Raw genomic sequence first — 24,922 nt, 5'->3', positions numbered from 1 at the left:
TTCTCTCGCCCGCAGGCTCGGCGGTGCAGGCCGGCGCGCACCCGAGAGTTCACGCCTGCAAGCAACGATCCGCGCGATCGATCAGCCGCGCGCGACCACTGCTGCGATCAGCAAGCGCTCAGTACGCAAACTCGCGGAACACGCGATCGATGTCGCCCTTCCATGCACCGTGATACAGCGCCAGCTTGCGCTCGGCAGCAGTCACGCCGCTCTCGGCGATCTCGGCGATCACATCCACAAAGCCGGTTTCGTCCTGACCATCGGCATTCAGGCGCGCACGCCGACGCAGGCCCTCGCGGGCGATCTTGACCGCTTCCACCGCCAAATCGCGCACCGTCCCATTGCGGAACGGCAGGCCGAGCGCATGCTTGGGCACGCCGTCGCGCAGCGCGTGGCGCTCGGTGGTGCTGAAATCCTTGACCAGATCCCAGGCCGCATCCAGCGCGGTGTCGTCGTACAGCAACCCCACCCAGAACGCCGACAGCGCGCACAGGCGGTCCCACGGGCCGGCGTCGGCGCCGCGCATTTCCAGATACTTCTTCAGGCGCACTTCCGGGAACGCGGTGGTCATGTGGTCCGACCAGTCGCGCAGCGTCGGCAACGCGCCCGGCAATGCCGGCAACTTGCCCTGCATGAAGTCGCGGAAGCTCTGTCCGCTGGCATCGACGTAGACGCCGTCGCGGTAGGAAAAATACATCGGCACATCGAGCAGGTAATCGACATAGCGCTCGTAGCCGAAGCCGTCCTCGAACACGAAGTCCAGCATGCCGGTGCGGTCGGCGTCGGTGTCGGTCCAGATGTGCGAGCGGTAGCTGAGGTAGCCGTTCGGCTTGCCTTCGGTGAACGGCGAATCGGCGAACAACGCGGTGGCGATCGGCTGCAACGCCAGCGACACGCGGAACTTCTTCACCATGTCCGCTTCGGTGGCGTAATCCAGGTTGACCTGCACCGTGCAGGTGCGGGTCATCATGTCCAGGCCGAGCGAGCCGACCTTGGGCATGTAGTTCTTCATGATCTGGTAGCGGCCCTTGGGCATCCACGGCATTTCATCGCGGCGCCACTTGGGCTGGAAGCCCATGCCCAGGAACCCCAGCTGCAACTCACCGGCCACCTGCGCCACCTCGTCCAGATGGGTGCCGGTTTCCACGCAGGTGTGATGCAGGGTTTCCACTGCCGCGCCCGACAGTTCCAGCTGGCCGGCCGGCTCCAGCGTCACCGAGGCGCCGTCGCGCAGCAGCGCGATGGTGTGGCCGTTTTCCTGCACCGGCTCCCAGCCGAAGCGGGTCAACCCGGTCAGCAATGCCTGGATGCCGCGCTCACCTTCGAACGTGGGCGCGCGCAGGTCGTCGAGCTGGAAGCCGAACTTTTCGTGCTCGGTACCGATCCGCCAGTCAGCGCTGGGCTTCTCGCCGGAGGCCAGCACCTGGACCAGCTCCGCGCGTTCGGTGATCGGCGTTTCGGCAACGTGGCTGGGACTCGACAAGGGCAGGCTCGCAGGAAAATTTAGGGGAACGATGTGGGGGTCCTCCCCTGCCACCGCAAGGCCCGCACTATAACCGCAGGGCATGGAAAGAATTGCTGCCATCGGCCGGGTCTGAGATTTCCATCCATGCGCACGGCGTGGCCGAGGCAGGCAGCAAGCGCTGGCGTGACCGCAGCACCTGGGGCCGGGCGTGACGGAGGGCACCGCAGGCCGCAACCGTCCAGGCTGAAACTGGCCCCCCCGCAACTTCCCGCAGGCGCGGATGCACGGCGTTTGATCGTCCTCAGCCGCGCAGCCGCGCAGCCGCGATCCTGTAGCATCGCCCGGCCATGACCGTTGCGCCCACACCCACCGACGCCCTGCTCGCGCAGATGGCCAGCCTGCTGCATTGCGAGCGCGCCGAAGGGTTTGCCTGCGTGAGTGCGCGGCGCGAACACGGGGCGCGCTCGGTGGATCTGACCCAGGCGCAGTTCGCGATGGTGCTGCAGGGCCGCAAGCAGGTGCGCAGCGCGACCCAATCGCTGCAGTTCGTGCCGGGCGACCTGTTCCTGGTGACGCGCCGTTGCCGCATCGATGTGATCAACACGCCCGACCCGCAGACCGGGCTCTACCTGAGCGTAGTGGTCCCCCTCTGCGAAGAGGCGCTGGCCGCTGCACGCGCATTGTGGAACGAGCCGCTGCCCGAGGCCGGCGCCGACATCGCGCAACTGCCGGCGATCGATTTCGCGCTGACGCTGCGGCAATGGCGCGATGCGCTGCAACACGGCCTGTATACCGAAGCACGCCTGGCGCTGGCCGCACTGGTCGTCACCCTCTGCCGCCGCGGCCACGGCGGCCTGTTGCTGCCGCCGGCACCAAGCGTTGCCGAGCAGGTGCGTACGCTGATCACCGCGCAACCGCAGCGGGCGTGGCGCTCGCGCGATATCGAGGACAGCCTGGGCATCAGCGGCGCCACCTTGCGCCGGCATCTGGCTGCCGAACACCGCTCGCTGCGCGAACTGATCACCGACGCGCGGCTGGCGCACGCCATGGCCTTGCTCTACAGCACGCGCTGGCCGCTCAAGACCGTGGCCGCGCGGGCCGGCTATCGCTCTACCCGCAGCTTCAGTCAGCGCTTCCAGCAGCGCTACGGGCTGGATCCGGCCAGCATCGGCAATAGCCGCTAGATCGCCGACGCGAGCGCTTCGCGCAGCGCAATGAGCGAATCGCGCAGGTCGCCGCGGCCAGCATGACGACACCGCGGCGCTTGCCGCCTGTCCTGGAGTTGCTCATGTCTGTTTTTTCCGCCCTGCGTCCGCTGGCGCCGCTGTTGCTCGCCGCAAGCGCCACGCTGGCGCACGCCGCTGCGCCCGCATCCACCCACGCACAGGTCCCCGGCTTCTACCTGCAGCGCATCGGCACGCTGCGCGTCACCGCCTTGTTCGACGGCAGCGTGGCGTTGACGCGGCAACAGCTGTCCAACGTGGCCCCGGCAGAGCGCGACCGCCTGCTCGCGCAGGGCTACGTGCCCGAAGACGGCAAGGGGCTGCAGACGGCAGTCAACGCCTATCTGATCCAGGACGGCAGCCACCTCAGCCTGGTCGATACCGGCACCGCGCAGTGCCTGGGGCCCGGCCTGGGTCAGGTGCTGAGCAACCTGCGCGCCGCCGGTTACGATCCCGCCCAGGTCGACGATGTGCTGCTCACCCACGCGCATCCGGACCACCTGTGCGGGCTGCTCGATGCACAGGGCAGGCCGGCCTTTCCCAACGCCACGGTGTGGCTGTCGGAGGCCGATGCCGCGTACTGGCTGGACCCGGCCTCGGAGGCCGGTGCCGCGCCGACGCTGCAGTTCGCCTTCCCGCTGGCACGCGCAGCGGTGGCGCCGTATCAGGCCCAGGGTCGGCTGCGCCGCTTCCAGCCCGGCATCAGCGCATTGCCGGCCGGCATCACCGCGCTGGACAGCCAGGGCCACACGCCCGGCCACGTCTCCTATCGCTTCGACGGTGGCGCCGGCAACACCGTGCTGGTGTGGGGCGACGTGCTGCACTACCACGCCGTGCAGTTTGCCCAGCCGGACGCCTCATTCGAGGCCGACAGCGACCGCAGCAAGGCGATCGCCTCACGGCGTCGTCTGCTGGCGCAGGCCGCCGACGGCCGCTGGTGGGTGGCCGGCGCGCATCTGCCGTTCCCGGGCCTGGGTCATGTGCGCCGTGAGGGCAAGGCGTTCGCCTGGGTGCCGACCGAATTCGGCGCCGTGCCGCAATGAAAAAACGGCGAGCCCTGGCTCGCCGTCCTGATGCTCTGAAGGCCAGGCGTCATGCGCCAGGCCCGCCCCGGCTCACTCCGCGGCAGGCGCCGCGACGTCCAGGCCCAGCCAGCCGCCGACGATGCCGCGCAACTCGTCCACGCCCTGGCGCGACTCGCCGGAGTAGGTCTGCACGGTCACGCTGTCGCCGAAGCGCGAGGTCACTTCCTTCTTGACCTTCTGCAGCGTCTGCATCTGCTGGCCACGGCCGAGCTTGTCGGCCTTGGTCAGCAAACCGTGCGCGGGCAGGCCGCGCTCGGCCGCATAGCCGAGCATCTGCAGGTCGTAATCCTTGAGCGGATGGCGAATGTCCATCACCACCACCAGCCCGCGCAGGGCTTCGCGGGTGCGGAAATAGCGGTCGATGAAGGCCTGCCAGTGCGCCTGCAGGTCCTGCGGCACCTTGGCGTAGCCGTAACCGGGCAGATCCACCAGATAGCGCTCGGGCTGGATCTGGAAGAACACCAACTGCTGGGTGCGGCCGGGGGTCTTGGACACCCGGGCCAGTGCGTTCTGGCGGGTCAGCGCGTTGAGCGCGCTGGATTTTCCGGCGTTGGAGCGGCCGGCGAAGGCGACCTCGTAGCCGCCATCGTCGGGCAATTGCCGGGCGTTGTGGGCGGACAGGTGGTAGCGGGCTTGTTCGATAAGGAGCGACATCTCCCTAGGATCGCACGTTCGGGGCCTGACGGTTTTGCTGCACTGTTCGTTGACCCTGGCGCAAAGGCGTGTCGATAATCGAAGCACGCCTGCCACAGCCAGCACCCAACGCGCGCGGGCCGGGTCCATACGGAGCTTTAGCTGATGCGCCATGCTCGTGTGCTAGTCCTCGCCGCCCTCGCCGTGCCGGTCATCGCCGCCGTGGCGTTTGCGCAGTCGGCGGTCACGCCGATCCCCGATCCGCCGCCGGTGCGCATTGCCCCGCTGGAGGTGGACCTGTCCAAGACCACCTGGGGCGATGCCAAGGCCGGCCAGACCAAGGCCGCCGCCTGCGCGGCCTGCCATGGCCCGGACGGCAATCCGGCGGTGGCCATGTACCCGCGCATCGCCGGCCAGACCGAGCGCTACGTGGCGCACCAGGTCGCCTTGATCGCCAGCGGCGAGCGCAATACCGGCATGTCGGCGGTGATGGTGCCGTTCGTCAAGGACCTCACCGCGCAGGACATGCGCGACCTGGGCGCCTACTTCGCCACGCAAAAAGCCGCTGCCGGGGTGGCCGACGATGCGGTGGTCAACGAGGGGCCGTACCAGGGCCTGAAGTTCTACCAAGTCGGCGAGAAGCTCTACCGCAGTGGCGATGTCGCGCGCGGCGTGCCGGCCTGCATGGCCTGCCATGGGCCGTCCGGCAGCGGCAATCCGGGCCCTGCGTATCCGCGCCTGGGCGGCCAGCATGCCGAGTACGTGGCGCGGCGCCTGAAGGAATACCAGGTCGGCACCACCCAGGAGCGCAACCCGGCGCTGTTCAATATCATGGCGCAGGTAGCGCACCCGCTGACCGAGCAGGAGATCCAGGCGCTGGCCAGCTACCTGCAGGGTCTGCACGACCGCGCCGACGATGCCGCCGCCGCGCAACTGCCCGCAGCAACGCCCGCCCGCTCATGAGCTGACCGCCGCAACCGCCACAGCGTGTCACGACGCCGGTCCCGCGACCGGCGTCGTCGTTTCCCGCCCTCCCCCTTTCCACCCCCACGGAGCCTGCATGAATCTGTTTTCCCGCCTGTCCCTGCTGTTGTTGCTGTTGATGCCGCTGGCGGCCTGTGCCGCCGACAAGAACGCCCCGCCGGTCGAAGGCGACGACTACATCGTCATCGACGGCGGCCAGCCGTACGCGCCTCTGGCCGGCAAGGTGGAAGTGGTCGAGGTGTTCGGCTACACCTGCCCGCACTGCGCGCACTTCGAGCCAACCCTGGAGGCCTGGGTGACCAAGCAGCCGTCGTATGTGCGCTTCACCCCGGTGCCGGCGGCCTTCGGCGGGTTCTGGGATGCCTTCGCGCGTGCCTACTTCGCCGCCGACATCCTGGGCGTGGCCAAGCGCAGCCATCGCGCCATGTTCGAGGCGATCCACGAGAAGCAGACCGTGCCGACCCAGAACGTCGCCCCGGAGGAGCTGGCCGCCTTCTACGCCGGCTATGGCGTGCCGCAGCAGCGCTTCATCGAGACCTACAAGAGCCAGGCGGTCGATGCCAGACTCGATGCCGCGCGCGAGTTCGCCAAGCGCAGCAAGCTGCCCGGCACCCCGGCGATCATCGTCAACGGGCGCTATCTGATCGGCGCGCGCAACTACCCGGACATGCTGCGCGTGGCCGACTACCTGATCGCCCGCGAACACGCTGCGCCTGCCAAGCGCTGAACCGCGTAACCGCCACCGACGGCCGCCCGTGGCATCATGCGCCCCGCGGCCGTCCGGCCCTTTCCTCGCCCCACGCTGGAGATCCAATCCGATGAAGACCCGCTTCGCCCTGACGCTGATGGCGCTGCTGCCGATCCTGGTCGCCTGCAAGGCCCAGGACGGCTCGTCCGACACCGCACCTGCCGCCACCACGCCGGCTGCCGAAACGGCGCCTGCTCCGGCTGCTGCCACGCCGGCCGCCGATCCCGCCGCACCGCCTGCAGTTGGCGAGAGCGCCAGCACCCCGCCGGCCGCCGCCCCCAGCGCCGCACCGCGCGCGCCGAACGGCCCCGAGCCGGTCGCCGGCACCGACTATCTGGATATCGAAGGCGGCCAGCCGTACCAGCAGGCCGCCGGCAAGATCGAAGTGGCCGAGGTCTTCGGCTATGTCTGCCCCGCCTGCAACGCGTTCCAGCCACTGATCGGGCCGTGGAAGGCCGGCCTGCCGTCGGACGTGCACTTCGTCTATGTGCCGGCGATGTTCGGCGGCCCGTGGGACGACTACGGCCGTGCGTTCTACGCCGCCGAAACCCTGGGCGTGCAGGAAAAGACCCACGAAGCGCTGTACAAGGCCATCCACACCGAGCAGACCCTCAAGGGCGAGCGCGGCAAGGATTCGGTGCAGGACATCGCCGCGTTCTACGCCAAGTACGGCGTGGACCAGAAGACCTTCATCGACACCATGAGCAGCTTCGGCGTGTCGGCCAAGACCAACCGCGCCAAGCAGTTCGCCACCCGCAGCAAGCTCACCGGCACCCCGTCGCTGATCGTCAACGGCAAGTACCTGGTCAAGGGCCAGAGCTTCCCGGACATGCTGCGCATTGCCGATCACCTGATTGCGCGCGAACGCGCCACGCTGGCCAAGTGATCCTGTCGATCGCCGCCCTGTGAACGCTTCGGATTCGCGCACCCTGCGGGTGCTGACGGCCAATATCCAGGCCGGCTCCAGCACCCGCCGTTACAGCGATTACGTCACGCGCAGCTGGTCGCATGCGTTGCCGCTGGGCAGCAAGCGCACCAGCCTGGACAGCATTGCCAAGCTGGCCGGCGAGCGCGACATCGTTGGCCTGCAGGAGGCCGACCCGGGCAGCCTGCGCTCGGGCTTCACCAACCAGACCCACTATCTGGCCGAGCGCGCCGGCTTCCATTACTGGAGCCACCAGCCCAACCGCCGCATGGGCGGGGTGGCCTCCAGCGCGAATGGTTTGCTCAGCAAGCTGGAACCGCTGGAAGTGCAGGACCACGCCCTGCCCGGCCGGATCGGCGGGCGCGGCATCCTGCTGGCCAAGTTCGGGCAGGGGCGCGAAGGCCTGGCGGTGGCGGTGGCGCATCTGTCGCTGGGCGCCAATTCGCGCATGGCGCAGCTGGCCTTCATCGCCGAATTGTTGTCCGAGCATCCCAACGCGATGTTGATGGGCGATTTCAACTGCATGGCCGACCGGCCGGAAATGCAGGCGCTGTACCGGCACACGCGGTTGCAGCCGCCGAGCTGCGAAGTGCATACGTTTCCGAGCTGGCGTCCGGACCGGGCGATCGACCATATCCTGGTCAGCGACAGCCTCACCATCGAGCATATCGAAGCGATTCCCGCCGCGTTCTCCGACCATCTTGCGGTGGGCATGGACATCCGCGTGCCGCTGCAGCTGCTGCGCTAGCCACCAAGCAAAGTGGCTACGGGTTCGCACTGGCGGACTCGACCGATGACACCCCCTCGACACCGCCTGTGCGATAACGCAGGCGGTTTTTCGTTGGGAGCACAGCACGTGATACGCGTCATATGAGTGTGTCGACATGAGTGCGGTTGAGCCGCAGCTGTTGCCGGTGCGCACCCTGCGCCCGGTGTTCGTGCTGGCGGCCACGGTGGTGTGTACGTTTGCGTTGTTGGTGTCGTTGTTTCCGCTCGAAGCGGGCCGCGTGCTGCTGGACGCGCAGACCTGGGCCTCGCGCAATGTCGGCTGGTACTACCTGCTGGCGATGACGGTGTATCTGGTGTTTGTGCTTGGCGTGGCCTTGTCCAGCTACGGCAACATCAAGCTCGGCGCCGATCACGACGAACCGGAATTCAGCTATCTGTCCTGGGCCGGCATGTTGTTCGCCGCGGGCATCAGCATCACGCTGTTCTTCTTCTGCGTCTCCGAACCGCTCACCCATTACCTGCAACCGCCGCAGGGCGGCACCGGCAGCGGCGAAGCTTCCGCGCGGCAGGCGATGCAGCTGCTGTTTCTGCATTGGGGACTGCATGGCTGGGGCGTGTTCGCGCTGGCAGCGATGGCGCTGGCGTATTTCGCATTCCGCCACAACCTGCCGCTGGCCCTGCGCTCGGCGCTGTATCCGCTGATCGGCAAGCGCATCAACGGGCCGATCGGCTACACGGTGGATGCGCTGGGCATCGTGGCCACCGTGTTCGGCCTGGGCGCGGATATGGGCTTTGGCGTGCTGCATCTCAACGCCGGCCTGAGCACCTTGATGGATGTGCCGCACACCCATTGGGTGCAGGTCGCGCTGATCGTGGCGATGATGGGCGCGGCAATCGTGGTGGCGGTATCCGGCGTCGAAAAAGGCGTGCGCTGGATGTCGGACATCAACATGCTACTGGCGATCGCGCTACTGCTGTTCATGCTGTTCGCCGGCCCCACGCAGTATCTGCTCAATGCGCTGATCCAGAACCTGGGCGACTACCTGGGCAGCGTGGTCAACAAGAGTTTCGATGTGTATGCCTACGGCGGCCGCAGCGACTGGCTCGGCAACTGGACGGTGTTCTACTGGGCGTGGTGGATCGGCTGGGCGCCGTTCGTGGGCCTGTTCATCGCACGCATTTCGCGCGGCCGCACCATTCGCGAATTCGTGCTCGGCGTGTTGTTGATACCGCTCGGTTTCACCCTGGCGTGGCTGTCGATCTTCGGCAACAGCGCGCTGGACCAGTTGCTGCATCACGGCCAGGGCGCGCTGGCGCAACAGGCCATCGATGCGCCGCAGACGGTGCTGTATTCGCTGTTGCAGGGCTACCCGTGGAGCCGCACGGTGATTACGGTGACGGTGGCGATCAGCTTCGTGTTCTTCGTCACCTCCGCCGATTCCGGCACGGTGGTGTTGTCCACGCTGTCCTCGCACGGCGGCGAGCCGCACGACGATGGCCCGCGCTGGCTGCGCGTGTTCTGGGGTGTGCTCACCGCGGTGGTGACCGGCGGCCTGCTGCTGGCCGGCAGCATGGACGCATTGAAATCGGCCGTGGTGCTGGCCTCGCTGCCGTTCTCTGCGGTGTTGCTGCTGATGGCCTGGGGCTTGTCGCGCGCGCTCAGCGAAGAATCGCAACGCAAGCGTGCGCAGCTCTACAGCCCCAGCCCGCTGATCGGGCAATCGCGGCATCACCGCGGCTGGCGTCAGCGCCTGGGCCAGGCGATGCATTTCCCGGCACGCGATGAGGTCTATCGCTTCATGCACGACCACGTGCGCCCGGCGATCGAAGCGGTCACCGCGCAGCTGCAGGAAGAAGGCTGGCAGGTCAGCAGCCGGCTGGACGACGACGACATGGAAATCAGCGTCGACCACGGCGAGCAGCAGGGCTTCCGCTACCAGGTGGTGATGCGCGGCTACCTGACGCCGTCTTTCGCCGCGCAACGCCTGCGCAACCAACGCTATTACCGCGCCGAAGTGTATCTGTACGAAGGCAGCCAGGATTACGACCTGGTCGGTTACAGCCGCGAGCAGATCATCAACGACATCATCGATCAATACGAGCGTCACCTGCAGTTCCTGCATCTCACTCGCTGAGGTGCCGCCGCTGCCGCGTGCGCCCCACAGGAGGTTTGTCATGCCACGTTTTCCCGACCAGTTGCTGTATATCGGCGGCCGTTACGTTCCCGCCCGCGGCGGCCACACCTTCGAGGTGGTCAACCCCGCCACCGGCGAGGTGCTGGCCAATGTGCACAACGCCGGTGCCGACGACCTGGATGCCGCGGTCGACAGCGCCACGGCCGGCCAGCAGCAATGGGCGGCACTGACCGCGGTGGAACGCTCGCGCATCCTGCTGCGTGCGGTGGCATTGCTGCGCGAGCGCAACGATGCGCTGGCCGAGCTGGAAACGCTCAACACCGGCAAGCCGCTGAGCGAAACCCGCAGCGTGGACATCGTCACCGGCGCGGATGTGCTGGAGTACTACGCTGGCGTGGCGCAGGCGCTGCAGGGCGCACAGGTACCGCTGCGCGAAGGCAGCTTCTTCTACACGCGGCACGAGCCGCTCGGCGTGGTCGGCGCGATCGGCGCGTGGAATTACCCGATCCAGATCGCGCTGTGGAAGGCCGCGCCCGCGTTGGCGGCCGGCAACGCGATGATCTTCAAACCCAGCGAAGTGACACCGCTGACCGCACTCAAGCTGGCCGAACTCTTCACCGAGGCCGGCCTGCCCGATGGCGTGTTCAACGTGCTGCCCGGCGACGGCGCCAGCGTGGGCACCGCGCTCACCGAGCACCCGCAGATCGAAAAGATCAGCTTCACCGGCGGCACCGCGACCGGGCGCAAGGTGATGGCCAGTGCCTCGAGTTCGTCGCTGAAAGACGTGACCATGGAACTGGGCGGCAAGTCGCCCCTGATCGTCTGCGCCGACGCCGATCTGGATCTGGCCGCCGACATCGCGATGATGGCCAACTTCTACAGCTCCGGGCAGGTCTGCACCAACGGTACGCGTGTGTTCGTGCCGCGCGCGCTGCGCAACGCCTTCGAGGCGCGGCTGCTGGCACGCGTGCAACGCATCCACATCGGCGACCCGCTGGACGCGCGCACCACCTTCGGCCCGCTGGTCAGCGCCGCGCACATGCAGCGCGTGCTGGACTACATCGAACAGGGCAAGGCCGAGGGTGCGCGCCTGCTGTGCGGTGGCGAACGTCTGCGCGATGGCGCGCTGGCACAGGGCTGCTATGTCGCACCGACCATCTTCAGCGACTGCACCGACGTGATGACCATCGTGCGCGAGGAGATCTTCGGCCCGGTGCTGAGCCTGCTCACCTACGACGACGAAGACGAAGCGATCGCGCGCGCCAATGCCACCACCTACGGCCTGGCCGCAGGTGTGGTGACACCCGACCTGGCGCGCGCGCATCGCCTGATCCATCGCCTGCAGGCGGGCATCTGCTGGATCAACACCTGGGGCGAGTCGCCGGCAGCGATGCCGGTGGGCGGCTACAAGCAATCCGGCGTGGGTCGCGAAAACGGCCTGGCCACGCTGCAGGCCTATACCCGCACCAAATCCATCCAGGTCGAACTGGAGCGCTACGCGTCGGTGTTTTGACCGGCCGCCGCTACCTGGCAGCCGTCGCCGGCGATACCGGCGAGCTGCGCGAGCTGAATCCTGTAGACCGCGCCGCCATTTCGAACAAGAACAGCCGCCCACCGCGCAATCGTCTTGAAAGCCGCTTCACACCGGCACCGCAACAAGGAGAACCCCATGCAACGCGAATACGACTACATCATCATCGGCGCCGGCTCGGCAGGTAACGTGCTGGCCGCGCGCCTGACCGAAGATCCGGGCGTCAGCGTGTTGCTGCTGGAAGCCGGCGGGCCGGATTACCGGCTGGATTTCCGCACCCAGATGCCGGCGGCACTGGCGTTCCCGTTACAGGGCCGTCGCTACAACTGGGCCTACGAGACCGAGCCGGAGCCGCATATGGACAACCGACGCATGGAATGCGGGCGCGGCAAGGGATTGGGCGGCTCGTCGTTGATCAACGGCATGTGCTACATCCGCGGCAATGCACTGGATTTCGACCATTGGGCCAAGCGGCCGGGACTGGAAGACTGGAGCTACCGCGACGTGTTGCCGTACTTCCGCAAGGCCGAGACACGCGACATCGGCGCCAACGATTATCACGGCGGCGAAGGCCCGGTCAGCGTGGCCACGCCGAAGAACGACAACAACGTGCTGTTCCATGCCATGGTCGACGCCGGCGTGCAGGCCGGTTACCCGCGCACCGACGATCTCAATGGCTATCAGCAGGAAGGCTTCGGGCCGATGGACCGCACGGTGACGCCGCGGGGGCGTCGCGCAAGCACCGCGCGCGGCTATCTGGACATGGCACGTCCGCGCGATGGCCTGCACATCGTCACCCACGCCACCACCGACCGCATCCTGTTTGCCGGCAAGCGCGCGATCGGCGTGCATTACCTGGTCGGCAACAGCAGCGAGGGCATCGACGCGCATGCGCGCCGCGAAGTGCTGGTGTGTGCTGGCGCGATTGCCTCGCCGCAGCTACTGCAACGCTCCGGTATCGGCGCGCCGGACCTGCTGCGCGCACTCGACGTGCAGCTGGTGCACGACCTACCCGGCGTCGGCCAGAACCTGCAGGACCACCTGGAGGTCTACATCCAGTACGCCTGCACCAAGCCGGTGTCGTTGTACCCGGCACTGCAATGGTGGAATCAACCAGCCATCGGTGCGCAGTGGTTGTTCGCCGGCACCGGCACCGGGGCGAGCAACCAGTTCGAAGCCGGCGGCTTCATCCGCACGCGCGAAGAGTTCGACTGGCCCAATATCCAGTATCACTTCCTGCCGGTGGCGATCAATTACAACGGCAGCAATGCGGTGAAGGAACACGGCTTCCAGGCGCATGTGGGCTCGATGCGCACCCCCAGCCGCGGGCGCGTGCATGCCAAGTCGCGCGACCCGCGCCAGCATCCGTCGATCCTGTTCAACTACCAGTCCACCGATCAGGACTGGCAGGAATTTCGCGATGCGATCCGCATCACCCGCGAGATCATCGCCCAGCCCGCACTGGATGCCTATCGTGGCCGTGAAATCAGCCCGAGCGCGGACTGCAAGACCGATGCCGAGCTGGATGCCTTCGTGCGCGCACGCGCAGAGACGGCGTATCACCCGTCCTGCTCCTGCGCGATGGGCACCGATGACATGGCGGTGGTCGACGGACAGGGCCGCGTACACGGCATGGAGGGCCTGCGGGTGATCGATGCCTCGATCATGCCGCGCATCATCACCGGCAACCTCAACGCCACCACCATCATGATCGCCGAGAAGATCGCCGACCGCATGCGTGGCCGCACGCCACTGCCGCGCAGCACCGCCGACTACTACGTGGCCGGCGATGCACCTGTGCGCGGGTGATGCTAGAAAAAACGCGGTGCGCCACCCTGGGTCGAGTACGCGGTGCCCTCAGCGCTCGCAGGACACGCCACGAGTACGTCCTTGTAAGCTCGGCGGCGGCATCCATGCCGCCACACGGTCCCGCAATCGGTGAGCACACCGCACCAGAACATTTGCATGTTGCTTGCTAAAAGACCGTGTTCTGATCTCGTTGCGTTGCGAAGCTGATCAGATGCGTCATTACCGAAAAACGCACGCCATGCATTGCTTGCAACCATGCACACCGACCAACTCGACGGGTCCTGGCCCGCTCACCGTCGCGGGACCTTACGCGGCATGGATGCCGCGTAAGAGCCTACAGGGACGTACTTGCGGCGTGTCCTGCGATGGTGGGCGGGCAAGGGCCCTGCAGCGAAGTCGCAGATCAACCGCTCTGCAATTGATCTATCCACACTCTCCAAGCACTTCAAGACAACCGAGATTTAGAGTCGTAGCGCCGTTTAGATGCGATCAAAAGCTTGGTTAGTGGAGTGCGCGGCACCCTCACCGCTCGCGGGACACGCCGCAAGTACGTCCTTGTAGGCTCGGTGGCGGCATCCATGCCGCCACACGGTCCCGCAATCGGCGAGGACACCGCACTAGAGAGTGGATCGGTGGTCGTGTGAAAAGCTGCTTGTTACTCGGATTGAATCGGGAAGCTGATCGGATGCGCTATTACCGAACAGCGCACGTCATGCACTGCTTGCAACCATGCACACCAACCATCTTCGATGGTCCTTGCCCGCTCACCGTCGCGGGACCTTACGCGGCATGGATGCCGCGTAAGAGCCTACAGGGACGTACTTGCGGCGTGTCCTGCGATGGTGGGCGGGCAAGGGCCTTGCAGCCAAGCCGCAGATCAGCCGCTCTCCGCTTTACGACCGACCCGACCTGATGGACTAAAACTTCAAGTCGACCCGCGCATACCAGAAGCGTCCACCGGGGATGTCGTAGGTAGAGGCGTCGTAGCCATTGAGTGAGCACGACAGGCAGAGCGGCGGGTCCTTGTCGAAGACGTTGTTCAAGCCGGCCGTGAGCTGCAGCCCCTTGAGCCAATCGACGCGATAACCCAGCTGTGCATCGTGGTAGGTGATCGCATCCAGGCGATTGGTGCCTGTGGCACGATCGGAACACACCGCAAATTCCACCGCATCGCCGCATTGCTCGGTGAGTTTGGAGATGTGGCGCGCCGTCCACGATGCGGTCCAGTTGCCCAGCGACCAGTCCAGTACCGCGTTGCTGGTCCACTCGGGGATCGCGCTGTCCACCACTTCGATGCCCGGCCCCTGCGGCTGGCGCTGCCCTGCCGCACCGAGTGCCTCGTAGCGGCCCACAAAGGTGTTCTGCCAGGACAACTTGAATCGCCCCAACCCAGTTTCCGGCAGCGTCCAGAACAGGTCCACATCCCAACCGTCGGTCTTGATCGAACCGAGATTGGTCAACCGGTTGTTGAATGCATTGATGCCGCCGGTGGAGGCGCGCCCGATGCCATTGCAATACAGCGCGTCCAGGGTATCCACGCACAAATCCAGCTGGGTTTGCGCATTGATCGCCTGGATCGCGCCATCGACATGATGGCGATAGAACGTCATCTCCAGGTCGAGGCGGTCGGACCAGCTGGCATTGCTGGCAAAGCCAGGACTGAACACAAAGCCGGCACTGAAGCTGCGCGAACGTTCCGGATCCAGTTGCTCATTGCCGCCGGTGGTGACCGAGATCTGCTGGTTGGCCTGTTGATAGCCGGCCGGCACACCGAGCGATGCGCAGTTCGCGGCGCTGCCGCGCGGCGCGGCGCCGCCCAGCCCGATCGAACACGGATCGGACAACTGCAGATCGGCGCGCGCGGCCGAACCGAACAGCTCGCCGATGGTCGGCGCACGGAAGCCCTCTGCATAACTGGTGCGCAGCACCAGCTCATCGGTGACCTGCCAACGCAAGCCGTACTTTGGCGTGAACTCACCACCGAAAGTGGAGTAATCCGAATAACGGCCAGCGATATTCAGGTCGAGTTTGTCGCCCAACGACGCATTGGCGAAGATCGGGATATTGAGTTCGAGATAGGCCTCGTTGACGTCGTAGCTGCCTGACGTCGGCAACGACGGCACACCGTTGTAGCGTCCCGCCACGGTGAGCGGATCGGGTTGGTAGGACCCTTCGTATTTGCGGTATTCGTAGCCGGTGGCGAACGACACCGCGCCACCGGGCAGCTGGAACAGCTCGCTGCTCAGATTGGCGGTGAACAGGCTCAACTCGTTCTGGCTGCGGTCGCGCACTACCGGCTGGATCCAGCGCAACATCTCCGGCGTGATGCTGCCGGCGCCGCTGAAGATATCCAGTGGCACGCAGCCGGCCACCGCCGCGCATGCGGCCGGATCGCCCAGGCCGAGGTTGATGTTGTAGAGGTTGTAACTGCCGTAGTTGGTCTGTTCGGCCTTGTTCTTGCTGTACATGCCGTTGATGTCCCAGAACCAGGTGCGCGCCGCACCTTCGAAGGTGCCCACCAGACCGGTGCCGAAGTATTGCGTGTCGACCTGCTGCTCGAAACGGCGCGCCCCACCTTCCACCGGGCGGCGGCCGATCTGGATCAAGTTGGTAGCCGAGTTCAGCTCGAAGCCGAACGGATTGAACGGATTGAGCGCCGAAATCACGATGTTGTCGGCCAGCGGATTGCCGGTGCCGGCATCGGGGCCGAGAAAGATCGGCTCGGGCGCGGCCTGGTTGGTCGACTCGCGCCGGTTGCCCAGCGCCTTGACGTACCACTGCACGTCGTCGTTGAAGTAATAGCGGAATTGCGCGAACACGCCCTTGCGCTCGGACGGTGTCAGCAACAGGTTCTGTTCGGCAAAGTTGTAGCGGTCTGCGGTGCCGAAACAGTGGTAGTCGTCGCTGCGCGTACAGCCGGCGCTGCCGTCGTATTGCGGCGTGCCGACGCCGGCGTTGGGCGTGAGGTTCTGGCGCACGCCGGTGTTGGGGTCGACGAACTGGAAGCGACCATCGGGCGTTGCCGAGCTGGCAAAGGTCAGCCCGGTGCCCGGGATCGGGAAGCGGGCCTGCGCGCGGTCGCGTGCGTAGATCGGATCCTGCTTGACGTAGCTGGCGCCCAGAAACAGGCTGAAATCCTCGCCGCTGGTGCCCCAGGCCAGGTCCATGCCCTGGTTGGCGCCGTCGCCCTTGCCGTACTGCCCATAGTTGAGCGTGACCTGCGCACCGTCGAAACTGCGCCGGGTGATGATGTTGACCACGCCGGCGATCGCATCGGAGCCGTACAGCGACGAGGCGCCGTCTTCGAGCACCTCGATGCGCTCCACGATCGCCAACGGAATGGTGTTGAGATCGGTCGACGAGCCCACGCCGGAGGCCGAAGACTCGTTGACCCAGCGGATGCCATCGACCAGCACCAGCACGCGCTTGGAGCCGAGATGGCGCAGATCCACCTGCGCCGAGCCGGCGCCCACACCGCCGCCATCGGGCGGGAAGCCGAAGTTGCCGGACGAATTGAATTTGGCGTTGAGCGCCGAACCCGACGCGGTGAGTTCCTGCAGCACCTCGCCGATCGAGGTCAGGCCGGTGCGTTCGATGTCGGCGCGGTTGAGCGTCTGGATCGGCACCTGGCCCTGCAATTCTGCGGTCTTGATGCGGGTGCCGGTGACCTGCACGCTGTCGAGCGTGCGCGTACTCGGGGCGGCCTCGGGCTGTTGCGCCCAAGCGAGTGTGGGAACCAGACACAACGACAACTGCACGGCCAGGCATGACCGCGGGGAGCCAATCAGACGCTTCATCCTTTCTCTCTCCAGAAGGACTGCTAAGTGTCCGCACGCCCCCGTGCCCTGCGGTCCGCCCCAACTTTTAAACGAAACCTTAACGCCCCGCAAGCCAACCATGTAGCAGTGAGAGACGCTTCGCATTGCACGCCGGGCCGCAGACCACAAGCGCACGCCAACGGCACGCGTCTGCACCTTGCGGCGCATGTCGCTGACGACAACGCTGGCGGGCATCGATCCTGCGCGTATTCACTCAGGTGCGCAGGCGCGCTTCGGTATCATCGCGCAATGACTTATGCCCCCCGTCTTGCCACTGTTTTCGTCGGCCTGCTGTGCCTTGGCAGCACCACGCTGCATGCCCAAAGCCTCGACCCGCAACTGACCGCCATGCGCGATGCCATCGCCGCCGCAGAGCGCGGCCAGTCCGATGCCGGTCAGCTCGGTGCTCTGAGCCGTCACCCGCTCTATGGCTGGCTGGAATTTGCCACGCTCAAGCGCAACATCGACAACGTCTCCAACACGCAGGCACAGGGATTCCTGCAGCGTTATGCAGGCCAGCCGGTGGCCGAAAGCTTCCGCAGCACCTGGTTGCCGGCAGTGGCGCGTCGTCAGGACTGGACCACGTTGCTGGCCAACTGGAAACCCACCGACAACGTTGGCCTGCGCTGTGCGCAGCTGACCGCGCGACAGGCAACCGGCAAGCTGGATGCGCAGTGGAGTCGCGATGCGTTGACGTTATGGCGTACCGGCAAGGGCCTGCCCGATGCCTGCGATCCGGTGGTCGCCGGGCTGGAGTCGCGCGGCGAGCTCATTCCGGCGCTGCGCTGGGAGCGCGTGGAGGCGGCCGCCGATGCACAACTGCCCGCAGTGATGCGCACGGCCGCACGCGGTCTGCCGGCAGCCGATCTGGCCCTGGCCAACGACTACGCCGCGTTTCTGGACAAGGTGCATCCACGTGCATCGAGCTGGCCCAGGACCGAGCGCAGCCGGCGCATCGCAGTCGATGGCCTGGCCAAGCTGGCCAAGAGCGACCCGGATGCGGCCGAGCAGCAGTTGCCGCAGCTGGCCAGCGCGCTCGGCTTCAGCGAGGCGCAGCGCGGCCAGGTGCTGTACCAGATCGCGCTGTGGACGGTGGCGTCGTACCTGCCGGATTCGGCGCGTCGCCTCAATGCAGTGCCCGATGCCTCGTACGACGAGCGCCTGCACGAATGGCGCGCGCGCGAGGCGATGGCGCGTGGCGACTGGCCGGCGGCATTGGCGGCGATCCGCAAGATGCCCGCCACCCAGCGCAGCGATTCGCGCTGGCAGTATTTCGAGGCGCGCCTGGCCGAGAAGACCGGCGCTGCCGCGGCCGCGCAGCCGCTGTATCGCGCAGCCGCGCAATCGCCGACCTTCCACGGCTTCCTGGCCGCCGATCGTCTGCAGCAGCCTTATCGGCTGTGCCCGTGGGAGCCCAAGGACACCCCGCAGGCCAAGGCCGCCGTCGCGCGCGATCCGGCGTTGCTCCGCGCCATCGCCTTGTTCCAGATCGACCGCCCCGGTTGGGCCGTGGCCGAGTGGAACGATGCCGCAAGCCGCTTCGACGACACCCAGCGCCGGCTGGCGGTGCAGGTGGCCAGCGAGAATGGCTGGTTCGATCGCGCAGTGTTCGCGCTCGGCAAGCAGCCGGACGAACAACGCCTGTATGCATTGCGCTTTCCGCTGCATCACGACGACAGCATTCGCCGCGAAGCGGCCAAGAACGCGATCGACCCGGCCTGGGTGGCAGCGGAGATCCGTGCCGAAAGCATCTTCAATCCGCGCGCCCGCTCGCCAGCCAACGCGATGGGCCTGATGCAGGTATTGCCGGGCACCGGCGCGGCCGTGGCCAAGGGCATCGCCCTGCCTGGTTACGCGGGCGCCACCAGTCTGTACGAGCCGGACACCAACATCGCCATCGGCACCGCCTACCTGCGCCAGTTGCTCAATACCTACGGCCTGCCCTACCTCACCATCGCCGCCTACAACGCCGGCCCGGGGCCGACCGGGCGCTGGCAATCGCAACGGCCCAACTTCGAGCCGGACTTCTGGATCGAGACCATCAGCTACAAGGAAACCCGTGAGTACGTCGCGCGTGTGCTGGCTTTCAGCGTGATCTACGACTGGCGGCTCAACGGCGACATGCTGCCGCTGAGCGATCGCCTGATGGGCAAGCTGGTGGACAAGCGCCTGAAACCGGTGTGCACGCCAGGCCAGGCGACCAATAACGCGGCGCAGGACTGAGCTCCCAGTCAGCCGCCGGGCATGGCGGCCGGATGAGGTGATCGTGCTTGCGCGGTTGCGCGTAGTTGTCTTGGCCTGGGGCGCAGGGCAGACGATGCCGCTCTGGTACTCGCCTTTCGTTCGCTCCTAGGCTTCGGGCTTTGAGGCTTCAGACTCTGAAGCTCTGAAGCTCTGAAGCTCTCAAGCTCTCAAGCTCCGAGGCTCCGAGGCTCCTAGGCTCCGAGGCTCCGAGGCTCTGAGCTCTGGGCTCTGGGCTCTGAGCTCTGGGCTCTGGGCTCTGGGCTCTGGGCTCTGGGCTCTGGGGCTCTGGGGCTCTGGGCTCTGGGGCTCTGGGGCTCTGGGGCTAACCAAGCTTTCCCGACGTTGCGTTGTTTCGGTGCATCGAAAGCTCGGGTCGGCGAGTGCGCGGTGCCCTCACCGCTTGCGGGACACGCCGTGAATCCGTCCGTGGAGGCTCGGTGGCGGCATCCATGCCGCCACACGGTCCCGCAACCGGCAAGGACACCGCGCCAGAAAGTTGGTCGGCTGCTTCATGAAAGCGTTTTGCCTGACCTACCTTGGGCAGATGAGAGATTTGTAGCTTGCTTGCTGGAAGCCTGCCTGCTGCTCAGGTTGCGATAAGAGGCTGATCGGACACACCGCGATCCGAGCAATGCACGTCCTGCGCTGCTTGCACATGCACACCGACCATCTCGACTGGTCCTTGCCCGCTCACCGTCGCGGGACCTTACGCGGCATGGATGCCGCGTAAGAGCCTACATGGACGTACTTGCGGCGTGTCCCGCGAGGGTGGGCGGGCAAGGGCCCTGCAGCAAAACCACACATCACCCCGCTCTACAGCTGATCTATCCGCAAAGCCGTACTGCCTTGCGGCATGTCCCACGATGGTGGGCGGGCAAGGGCCCTTCAGTAAAGCCACACATCACCCGCTCTACAGCGGATCTATGCGCAAAGCCGTAGATGGGCCACGCTGCCTTGCGGCATGTCGCGATGATGGGTGGGCAAGGGCCCTACAGCCAAGCAATGGATCAGTCGCTCTACGACGCACGCACCGCATCGGGCATCATGTCGCGATGAAGATCTATCTTGTTGGCGGCGCAGTCCGCGATGCCCTGCTTGGCCAGCCCGCTGGCGACCGCGACTGGGTGGTGGTCGGTGCCGATCAGGCGCAGATGGAACGCCTGGGCTTCAAACCGGTGGGGAAGGATTTCCCGGTGTTCCTGCATCCGCGCAGCGGCGAGGAGTATGCGTTGGCGCGTACCGAGCGCAAGTCCGGGCGCGGCTATCGCGGCTTCGTGGTGGATGCCGATCCTTCGGTGACGCTCGAAGAGGATCTGCTGCGCCGCGACTTCACCATCAATGCGATCGCACGCGACGAGGACACCGGCGAGTTGTTCGATCCGTATGGCGGCGCGCGCGATCTGCAGGCGCGCGTGCTGCGGCACGTGGGGCCGGCCTTTGTCGAAGATCCCGTGCGCGTATTGCGTGCTGCCCGCTTCATGGCACGCCTGGCACCGCTTGGTTTCACTGTCGCGCCCGAGACCGCAGCACTGATGCGCGAGATGGCCGCCAGCGGCGAGCTGGACAGCCTGGTGCCCGAACGTGTGTGGCAGGAATTGCGCCGCGTGCTGGAGAGTGCGCAGCCGTCGGCATTCCTGCGCACGCTGCACGACACCGATGCGCTGCGCATCATCCTGCCCGAGATCGATGCACTGTATGGCGTGCCGCAACGTGCCGAGTTTCATCCGGAGGTGGATACCGGCATTCACCAGGAAATGGTCAGCGACATGGCTGCGCGACTGGCGCCCGGCGACGCGCTGGTGGGCTTTGCCGCATTGACCCACGACCTGGGCAAGGCACTCACACCAGCGGAAGAATGGCCGCGCCACATCATGCACGAACAGCGCGGCGTTGCCCCGCTGCAGACATTGTGCGAGCGGCTCAAGGTGCCGCAGGATTATCGCCAGCTCGCCATCACCGCCTGCCGCGAACACTTGAACGTGCATCGCCTGGCCGAACTACGCGACCGCACCGTGCACGAGCTGCTGGTGCGCTGCGACGCGTTCCGCCGCCCCGAGCGCATCGCGCAACTCGCGCTTGTCTGCGAAGCCGACAAGCGTGGCCGGCTGGGTAGCGAAGACGCCGCGTACCCACAGGGCGAACAACTCAAACGCCTGCATGCCGCTGCGCTAGCCATCAATGCGCGCGACCTGGCCGCACAAGGCTTGCAAGGCCCGCAGATCGGCGAGGCATTGGCGAAGGCGCGGATTGCGGCGATTGCGGCCGCAAGAAAGCCCGGCACGTAGCCGATGCATCGCGCATACCGTTGTCGAAACGCGACAGGGATGTAGCCGTGCCAAGCAAAGCGTTGCTGCAGCGATACTGGCTGGCGAAAGATCCGCCGGCGACCGTCAGCGACTCATTGCAAACGCGAGTCGCCGCCATTGCAACAAGGCGGCTGCCCGAAAGCAGCCGCCCGGCCGACGTCACAGCTTGAAATTCAGGCTCAGCATGAAGGAGCGGCCGTTCTTGTAGATGTAGTACGGCTGGTTCTTGTTACCGATATAGCTGAAGTAGGTTTCATCCAGCAGATTGGTGGCTTCCAGCGCCACGCGCAGGCGCTCGGTGGCCTGGTAGCCGAACGAGGCATCGACCTGGGTGAATGCATCGGTCATCTGCTGGCCGTTGAGGCGGCCGATCTGGGTGAAGTATTCCGAGCGCCAGCCCAGATTCACCCGCGCGCTCCATTTGCCCTGCTCGTAGTACGGGCTGATGTTGTAGGCGTTGCGCGAATTGTATGGCAGGCTGTAATCGCCGTCGGTCTTGGAATCGGAATAGGTGTAGTTGGCCACCACGCCGAACCCGTTGCCGAAGTTGCGCTGCAGGTTGAGCGCAACGCCGCGCACCTTGGCATCGCCAGCGTTGGTCGGCACGGAGGTCTGATAGGTGCTCGAGCCGCCGGTGGCGTTGTTGAAGAACACCCGGTCTTCCACGGTGGTCAGGATGTAGTTGGAGATATCGCGCGAGAAGAACTCGCCGCTGAGCAGGCTGCTGTCGGAGAAGTACCACTCCAGCGATGCGCCCAGGTTGGTGGACTCGTACGGACTCAATCCAGGATTGCCCGTGGACGCGGTGAGCGTGGTGTCGTCGGTGGCCACGTACGGGGTCATGTTGGTGTAGCGCGGCCGTGCGATCACCTTGGAGGCAGCAAAGCGCAGCATCAGATCGTCGCGCAGGTCGTAGGCGATGTTGAAGGACGGCAACCACTTGCCGTAGCTGTTGAGGAAGTTGACCGGCGTATAGCCGCCACCGGGCGCATAGCTGAAACCATCGGTGGAATCGCGGGTGTGCACGTAACGCACGCCGACGTTGCCGCGATAGCGCTCGCCGGAAAAATTTCCCTGCAGGAACCAGGCGCGGTTCTGCTCTTCGATGCTGTAGTTGCCGGCGTAGCTGATCGGCAAGCCGTCATCGCCCTCCAGGCCACCGATGTACTGGCTGATGGCGCCGCTGTTGATGGTCGACCAGCGCTGCATGTCGGCGCTGGTCGACAAGCCGTCCAGATAGCCCGACGGCGTGGTGCCCGGCGAGAATGCGGCCAGGGTGCTGCCGTCGTTCGGGGTCCAGGTGCGGCTGTAGGAGGACTGCCCGGTGGCATGATTGGTCAGCTTGATGCCGGTCAGGATCTGGGTGAACGGCCCCCACTCCACCGCATGGTCGAAGTCCAGCTGCAGGTAGCGTTCCTTGTCGTACTGCGGGCTGTGGCTGGCCGAGGCATTGTTGAGCTGCATCGCCGACGCGTTGGTTGGGTCGGTACTGTAGTCCATCGCGGTGCGACGCCCGTCGATGTTGTAGCTGTAACCGGCGAGGTTGCGGAACTGGATGCCGTAGATGCGCTCGGCTCCACCCTGCGAACTGGTGTAGCCCACCTGGCTGGACGCATTCCAGCCATCGCCATGCCAGTCGGCGCGTAGATGGATGCTGCCGGTGCTGACATCGCTGTTGCGCAGGTAGCCGTCCAGGTAGGTGTTGGACTGGTCGCCGAACGTACCCGAGGTCGCCACGCCGTTCTCGAAGCCCAGCGCCTGCGCATCGCCTGGGGTGGAACCCCAGTAGCCGTAGCGGCTCTGGTTGTAGTTGTCGAAACTCTCCTCGACGTACAAACCGGTCAGATTGAGCTCGAAATCGGCATCCGGCTTCCACTGCAACGCCGCGCTGACGCCGTCGCGCTTGCGCGTCTGCTGGAACAATGCGGTGTTGATCGAGGTCGGAAACACGCCGGTGTTGTTGCCGACCACGGACGCCGGAAACCCCGCGCCTTGCACATTGTCGTAGCCGAAGATCTCCACGCCATCGCGGCGCAACACGCGCTGCGAATGCATCACCGAGGTAAGCACACCGAGCGTTTCATCCTGGTTCTTCCAGCTGTACAGCGCCGAGGCATTTGGCTTGCCCTCCTCGGAACGATCGTTATAGCCGTAGCTCAGCGTGCCGGTCAGGGTGTTGCGCTCAAGGTCCAGCGGCTTGCGGGTGTGCACGATCACGGTGCCGCCGATCGAGCCCTCGTCGATGCGTGCCTCCGGTGTCTTGTAGACCTCCATCAGGCCGACCACTTCCGGCGCCAGCGTGCTGTAGTTGAACGAGCGGCTATCCGGGTCGTTGGGATCGCCGCCCCAACTGGTGGAGGCAATGGTCTGGCCGTTGAGCAGCACGCGATTGAGTGCCGGATCGGTGCCGAGGATGCTGACCTTCTCGCCTTCGCCGAACTGGCGATCCACGGTGATGCCGGACAGGCGCGACAGCGACTCGGCGACGTTGGTGTCTGGGAATTTACCGATGTCTTCGGCGCTGATCGCATCGACGATCGCATCGGCATTGCGCTTGACGTTGAGTGCCTTGCCGAGGCTTGCCTGATAGCCGACGACCTTGACCTCGTCCAGCGTGGATACCGAGGGATTGGTTTGCGCGGGCGCCTGTTCCTGCGGGGCTGCAGCCTGCTCCTGCGCACCTGCGGGCAACGCGGCAAGACCTGCCAGGGTAGCGCCACCGATCAACAGGCCGCGGACTGCAGTGCTCAATGGGGTACGACGCGGCGGGTGCGCATGACAGAACAGGTGACGGGACAACTCGAATACACGGGAAGACGGCATTGCGTAGACCTCTTGACGGATGTCAGGTGGCAACCATGTGGTTGCACGACAACGCGCGGTGCGCGTGACATGCCCGCACTCCGTCCCCTGTGCCGGATGCGAGCAGCGTCCCGCATCGCCGTAGCGGCATGCGGGTCAGCGCCAGTCCGACCAGCGGCCGGACGACAACGCTTTCAAGATTTCAGAAGTGGCTCCTGCTCGCTGACAACGTTATCAGCGAAGGTGCCTTTCGCAGCCGGGCCTGTCAACTCGCTGCCACAAAAGCCCAGTTTCATGCCTGAAACCGCACCGGCGATGCAGATATTGGAATGACAGCGTGATCTTGTTCGCACTCATGTGCATCGACGATGCAGACCACTGCGCGTAGCGACCTGATGCCACAAGGCTGCGCAGCCGGATGTTGCGATGCAGAGTGTGTTGCAGGCTTTGTTGTGGTGGATGGTGTATGCGGCGCCTTGCCAAAC

At 65.8% G+C, this 24,922-nt stretch carries 15 protein-coding genes; 11 read left to right on the top strand and 4 right to left on the bottom strand.

Annotation, left to right across the window (positions count from 1 at the left end; genetic code table 11):
- Nucleotides 1–118 precede the first annotated feature (118 nt).
- Nucleotides 119–1,483 (bottom strand): glutamate--cysteine ligase, encoded by a 1,365-nt coding sequence (locus AC06DU_RS03800; RefSeq protein WP_102254810.1) that lies wholly within the window; start codon nt 1,481–1,483, stop codon nt 119–121.
- 329 nt (nt 1,484–1,812) lie between these two features.
- On the opposite strand from AC06DU_RS03800, the gene AC06DU_RS03795 reads away from it, so the two are divergent.
- Together AC06DU_RS03795 and AC06DU_RS03790 are read left to right on the top strand one after the other, a co-directional pair.
- Nucleotides 1,813–2,649, top strand: coding sequence for a helix-turn-helix transcriptional regulator (locus AC06DU_RS03795; RefSeq protein ID WP_024939452.1), 837 nt, complete (start codon nt 1,813–1,815; stop codon nt 2,647–2,649).
- 104 nt (nt 2,650–2,753) lie between these two features.
- Nucleotides 2,754–3,731, top strand: coding sequence for an MBL fold metallo-hydrolase (locus AC06DU_RS03790; RefSeq protein ID WP_478203612.1), 978 nt, complete (start codon nt 2,754–2,756; stop codon nt 3,729–3,731).
- Between the two features lie 72 nt (nt 3,732–3,803).
- Here the strand turns inward: AC06DU_RS03790 and yihA are convergent, their stop codons facing one another.
- Nucleotides 3,804–4,427 carry a ribosome biogenesis GTP-binding protein YihA/YsxC gene (gene yihA / locus AC06DU_RS03785; protein ID WP_024939454.1) on the bottom strand — a complete coding sequence of 208 codons (624 nt, stop codon included), beginning with the start codon at nt 4,425–4,427 and terminating at the stop codon, nt 3,804–3,806.
- A 144-nt stretch (nt 4,428–4,571) separates the two neighbouring features.
- Here yihA and AC06DU_RS03780 point away from each other — a divergent pair, with 144 nt between their 5' ends.
- From AC06DU_RS03780 to betA, 7 genes are all read left to right on the top strand, one after another.
- On the top strand, nt 4,572–5,369 hold the full coding sequence (locus AC06DU_RS03780) for a c-type cytochrome (RefSeq protein WP_046344264.1): 798 nt from the start codon (nt 4,572–4,574) through the stop codon (nt 5,367–5,369).
- Nucleotides 5,370–5,466: 97 nt separating this feature from the next.
- On the top strand, nt 5,467–6,117 hold the full coding sequence (locus AC06DU_RS03775) for a thiol:disulfide interchange protein DsbA/DsbL (RefSeq protein ID WP_478203611.1): 651 nt from the start codon (nt 5,467–5,469) through the stop codon (nt 6,115–6,117).
- A gap of 91 nt (nt 6,118–6,208) precedes the next feature.
- Nucleotides 6,209–7,024, top strand: coding sequence for a thiol:disulfide interchange protein DsbA/DsbL (locus AC06DU_RS03770; RefSeq protein WP_016902612.1), 816 nt, complete (start codon nt 6,209–6,211; stop codon nt 7,022–7,024).
- Nucleotides 7,025–7,073: 49 nt separating this feature from the next.
- On the top strand, nt 7,074–7,811 hold the full coding sequence (locus AC06DU_RS03765) for an endonuclease/exonuclease/phosphatase family protein (RefSeq protein ID WP_024940789.1): 738 nt from the start codon (nt 7,074–7,076) through the stop codon (nt 7,809–7,811).
- 136 nt (nt 7,812–7,947) lie between these two features.
- On the top strand, nt 7,948–9,927 hold the full coding sequence (gene betT / locus AC06DU_RS03760) for a choline BCCT transporter BetT (RefSeq protein ID WP_478203609.1): 1,980 nt from the start codon (nt 7,948–7,950) through the stop codon (nt 9,925–9,927).
- 40 nt (nt 9,928–9,967) lie between these two features.
- On the top strand, nt 9,968–11,440 hold the full coding sequence (gene betB, locus AC06DU_RS03755) for a betaine-aldehyde dehydrogenase (RefSeq protein ID WP_024940791.1): 1,473 nt from the start codon (nt 9,968–9,970) through the stop codon (nt 11,438–11,440).
- Nucleotides 11,441–11,596: 156 nt separating this feature from the next.
- The gene (betA, locus tag AC06DU_RS03750) at nt 11,597–13,267 is read left to right on the top strand and encodes a choline dehydrogenase (RefSeq protein ID WP_478203608.1); all 1,671 of its coding nucleotides are present in this window, start codon (nt 11,597–11,599) and stop codon (nt 13,265–13,267) included.
- Between the two features lie 917 nt (nt 13,268–14,184).
- Here the strand turns inward: betA and AC06DU_RS03745 are convergent.
- Nucleotides 14,185–17,064 (bottom strand): TonB-dependent receptor, encoded by a 2,880-nt coding sequence (locus AC06DU_RS03745; RefSeq protein WP_478203606.1) that lies wholly within the window; start codon nt 17,062–17,064, stop codon nt 14,185–14,187.
- 270 nt (nt 17,065–17,334) lie between these two features.
- On the opposite strand from AC06DU_RS03745, the gene AC06DU_RS03740 reads away from it, so the two are divergent.
- Complete coding sequence (locus tag AC06DU_RS03740) at nt 17,335–19,308, top strand: transglycosylase SLT domain-containing protein (RefSeq protein WP_167708423.1); 1,974 nt, start codon at nt 17,335–17,337, stop codon at nt 19,306–19,308.
- A gap of 1,073 nt (nt 19,309–20,381) precedes the next feature.
- Nucleotides 20,382–21,614, top strand: coding sequence for a multifunctional CCA addition/repair protein (locus AC06DU_RS03735; protein WP_434982449.1), 1,233 nt, complete (start codon nt 20,382–20,384; stop codon nt 21,612–21,614).
- Nucleotides 21,615–21,794: 180 nt separating this feature from the next.
- Here AC06DU_RS03735 and AC06DU_RS03730 read toward each other — a convergent pair whose 3' ends face one another.
- On the bottom strand, nt 21,795–24,458 hold the full coding sequence (locus AC06DU_RS03730; protein ID WP_478203605.1) for a TonB-dependent receptor: 2,664 nt from the start codon (nt 24,456–24,458) through the stop codon (nt 21,795–21,797).
- Nucleotides 24,459–24,922: the final 464 nt, after the last annotated feature.

The sequence above is a fragment of the Xanthomonas sp. NCPPB 3200 genome, from assembly GCF_056393585.1.
Note: the sequence above shows the minus strand (reverse complement) of the source record. Positions and strands in the feature narration are given on the sequence as shown.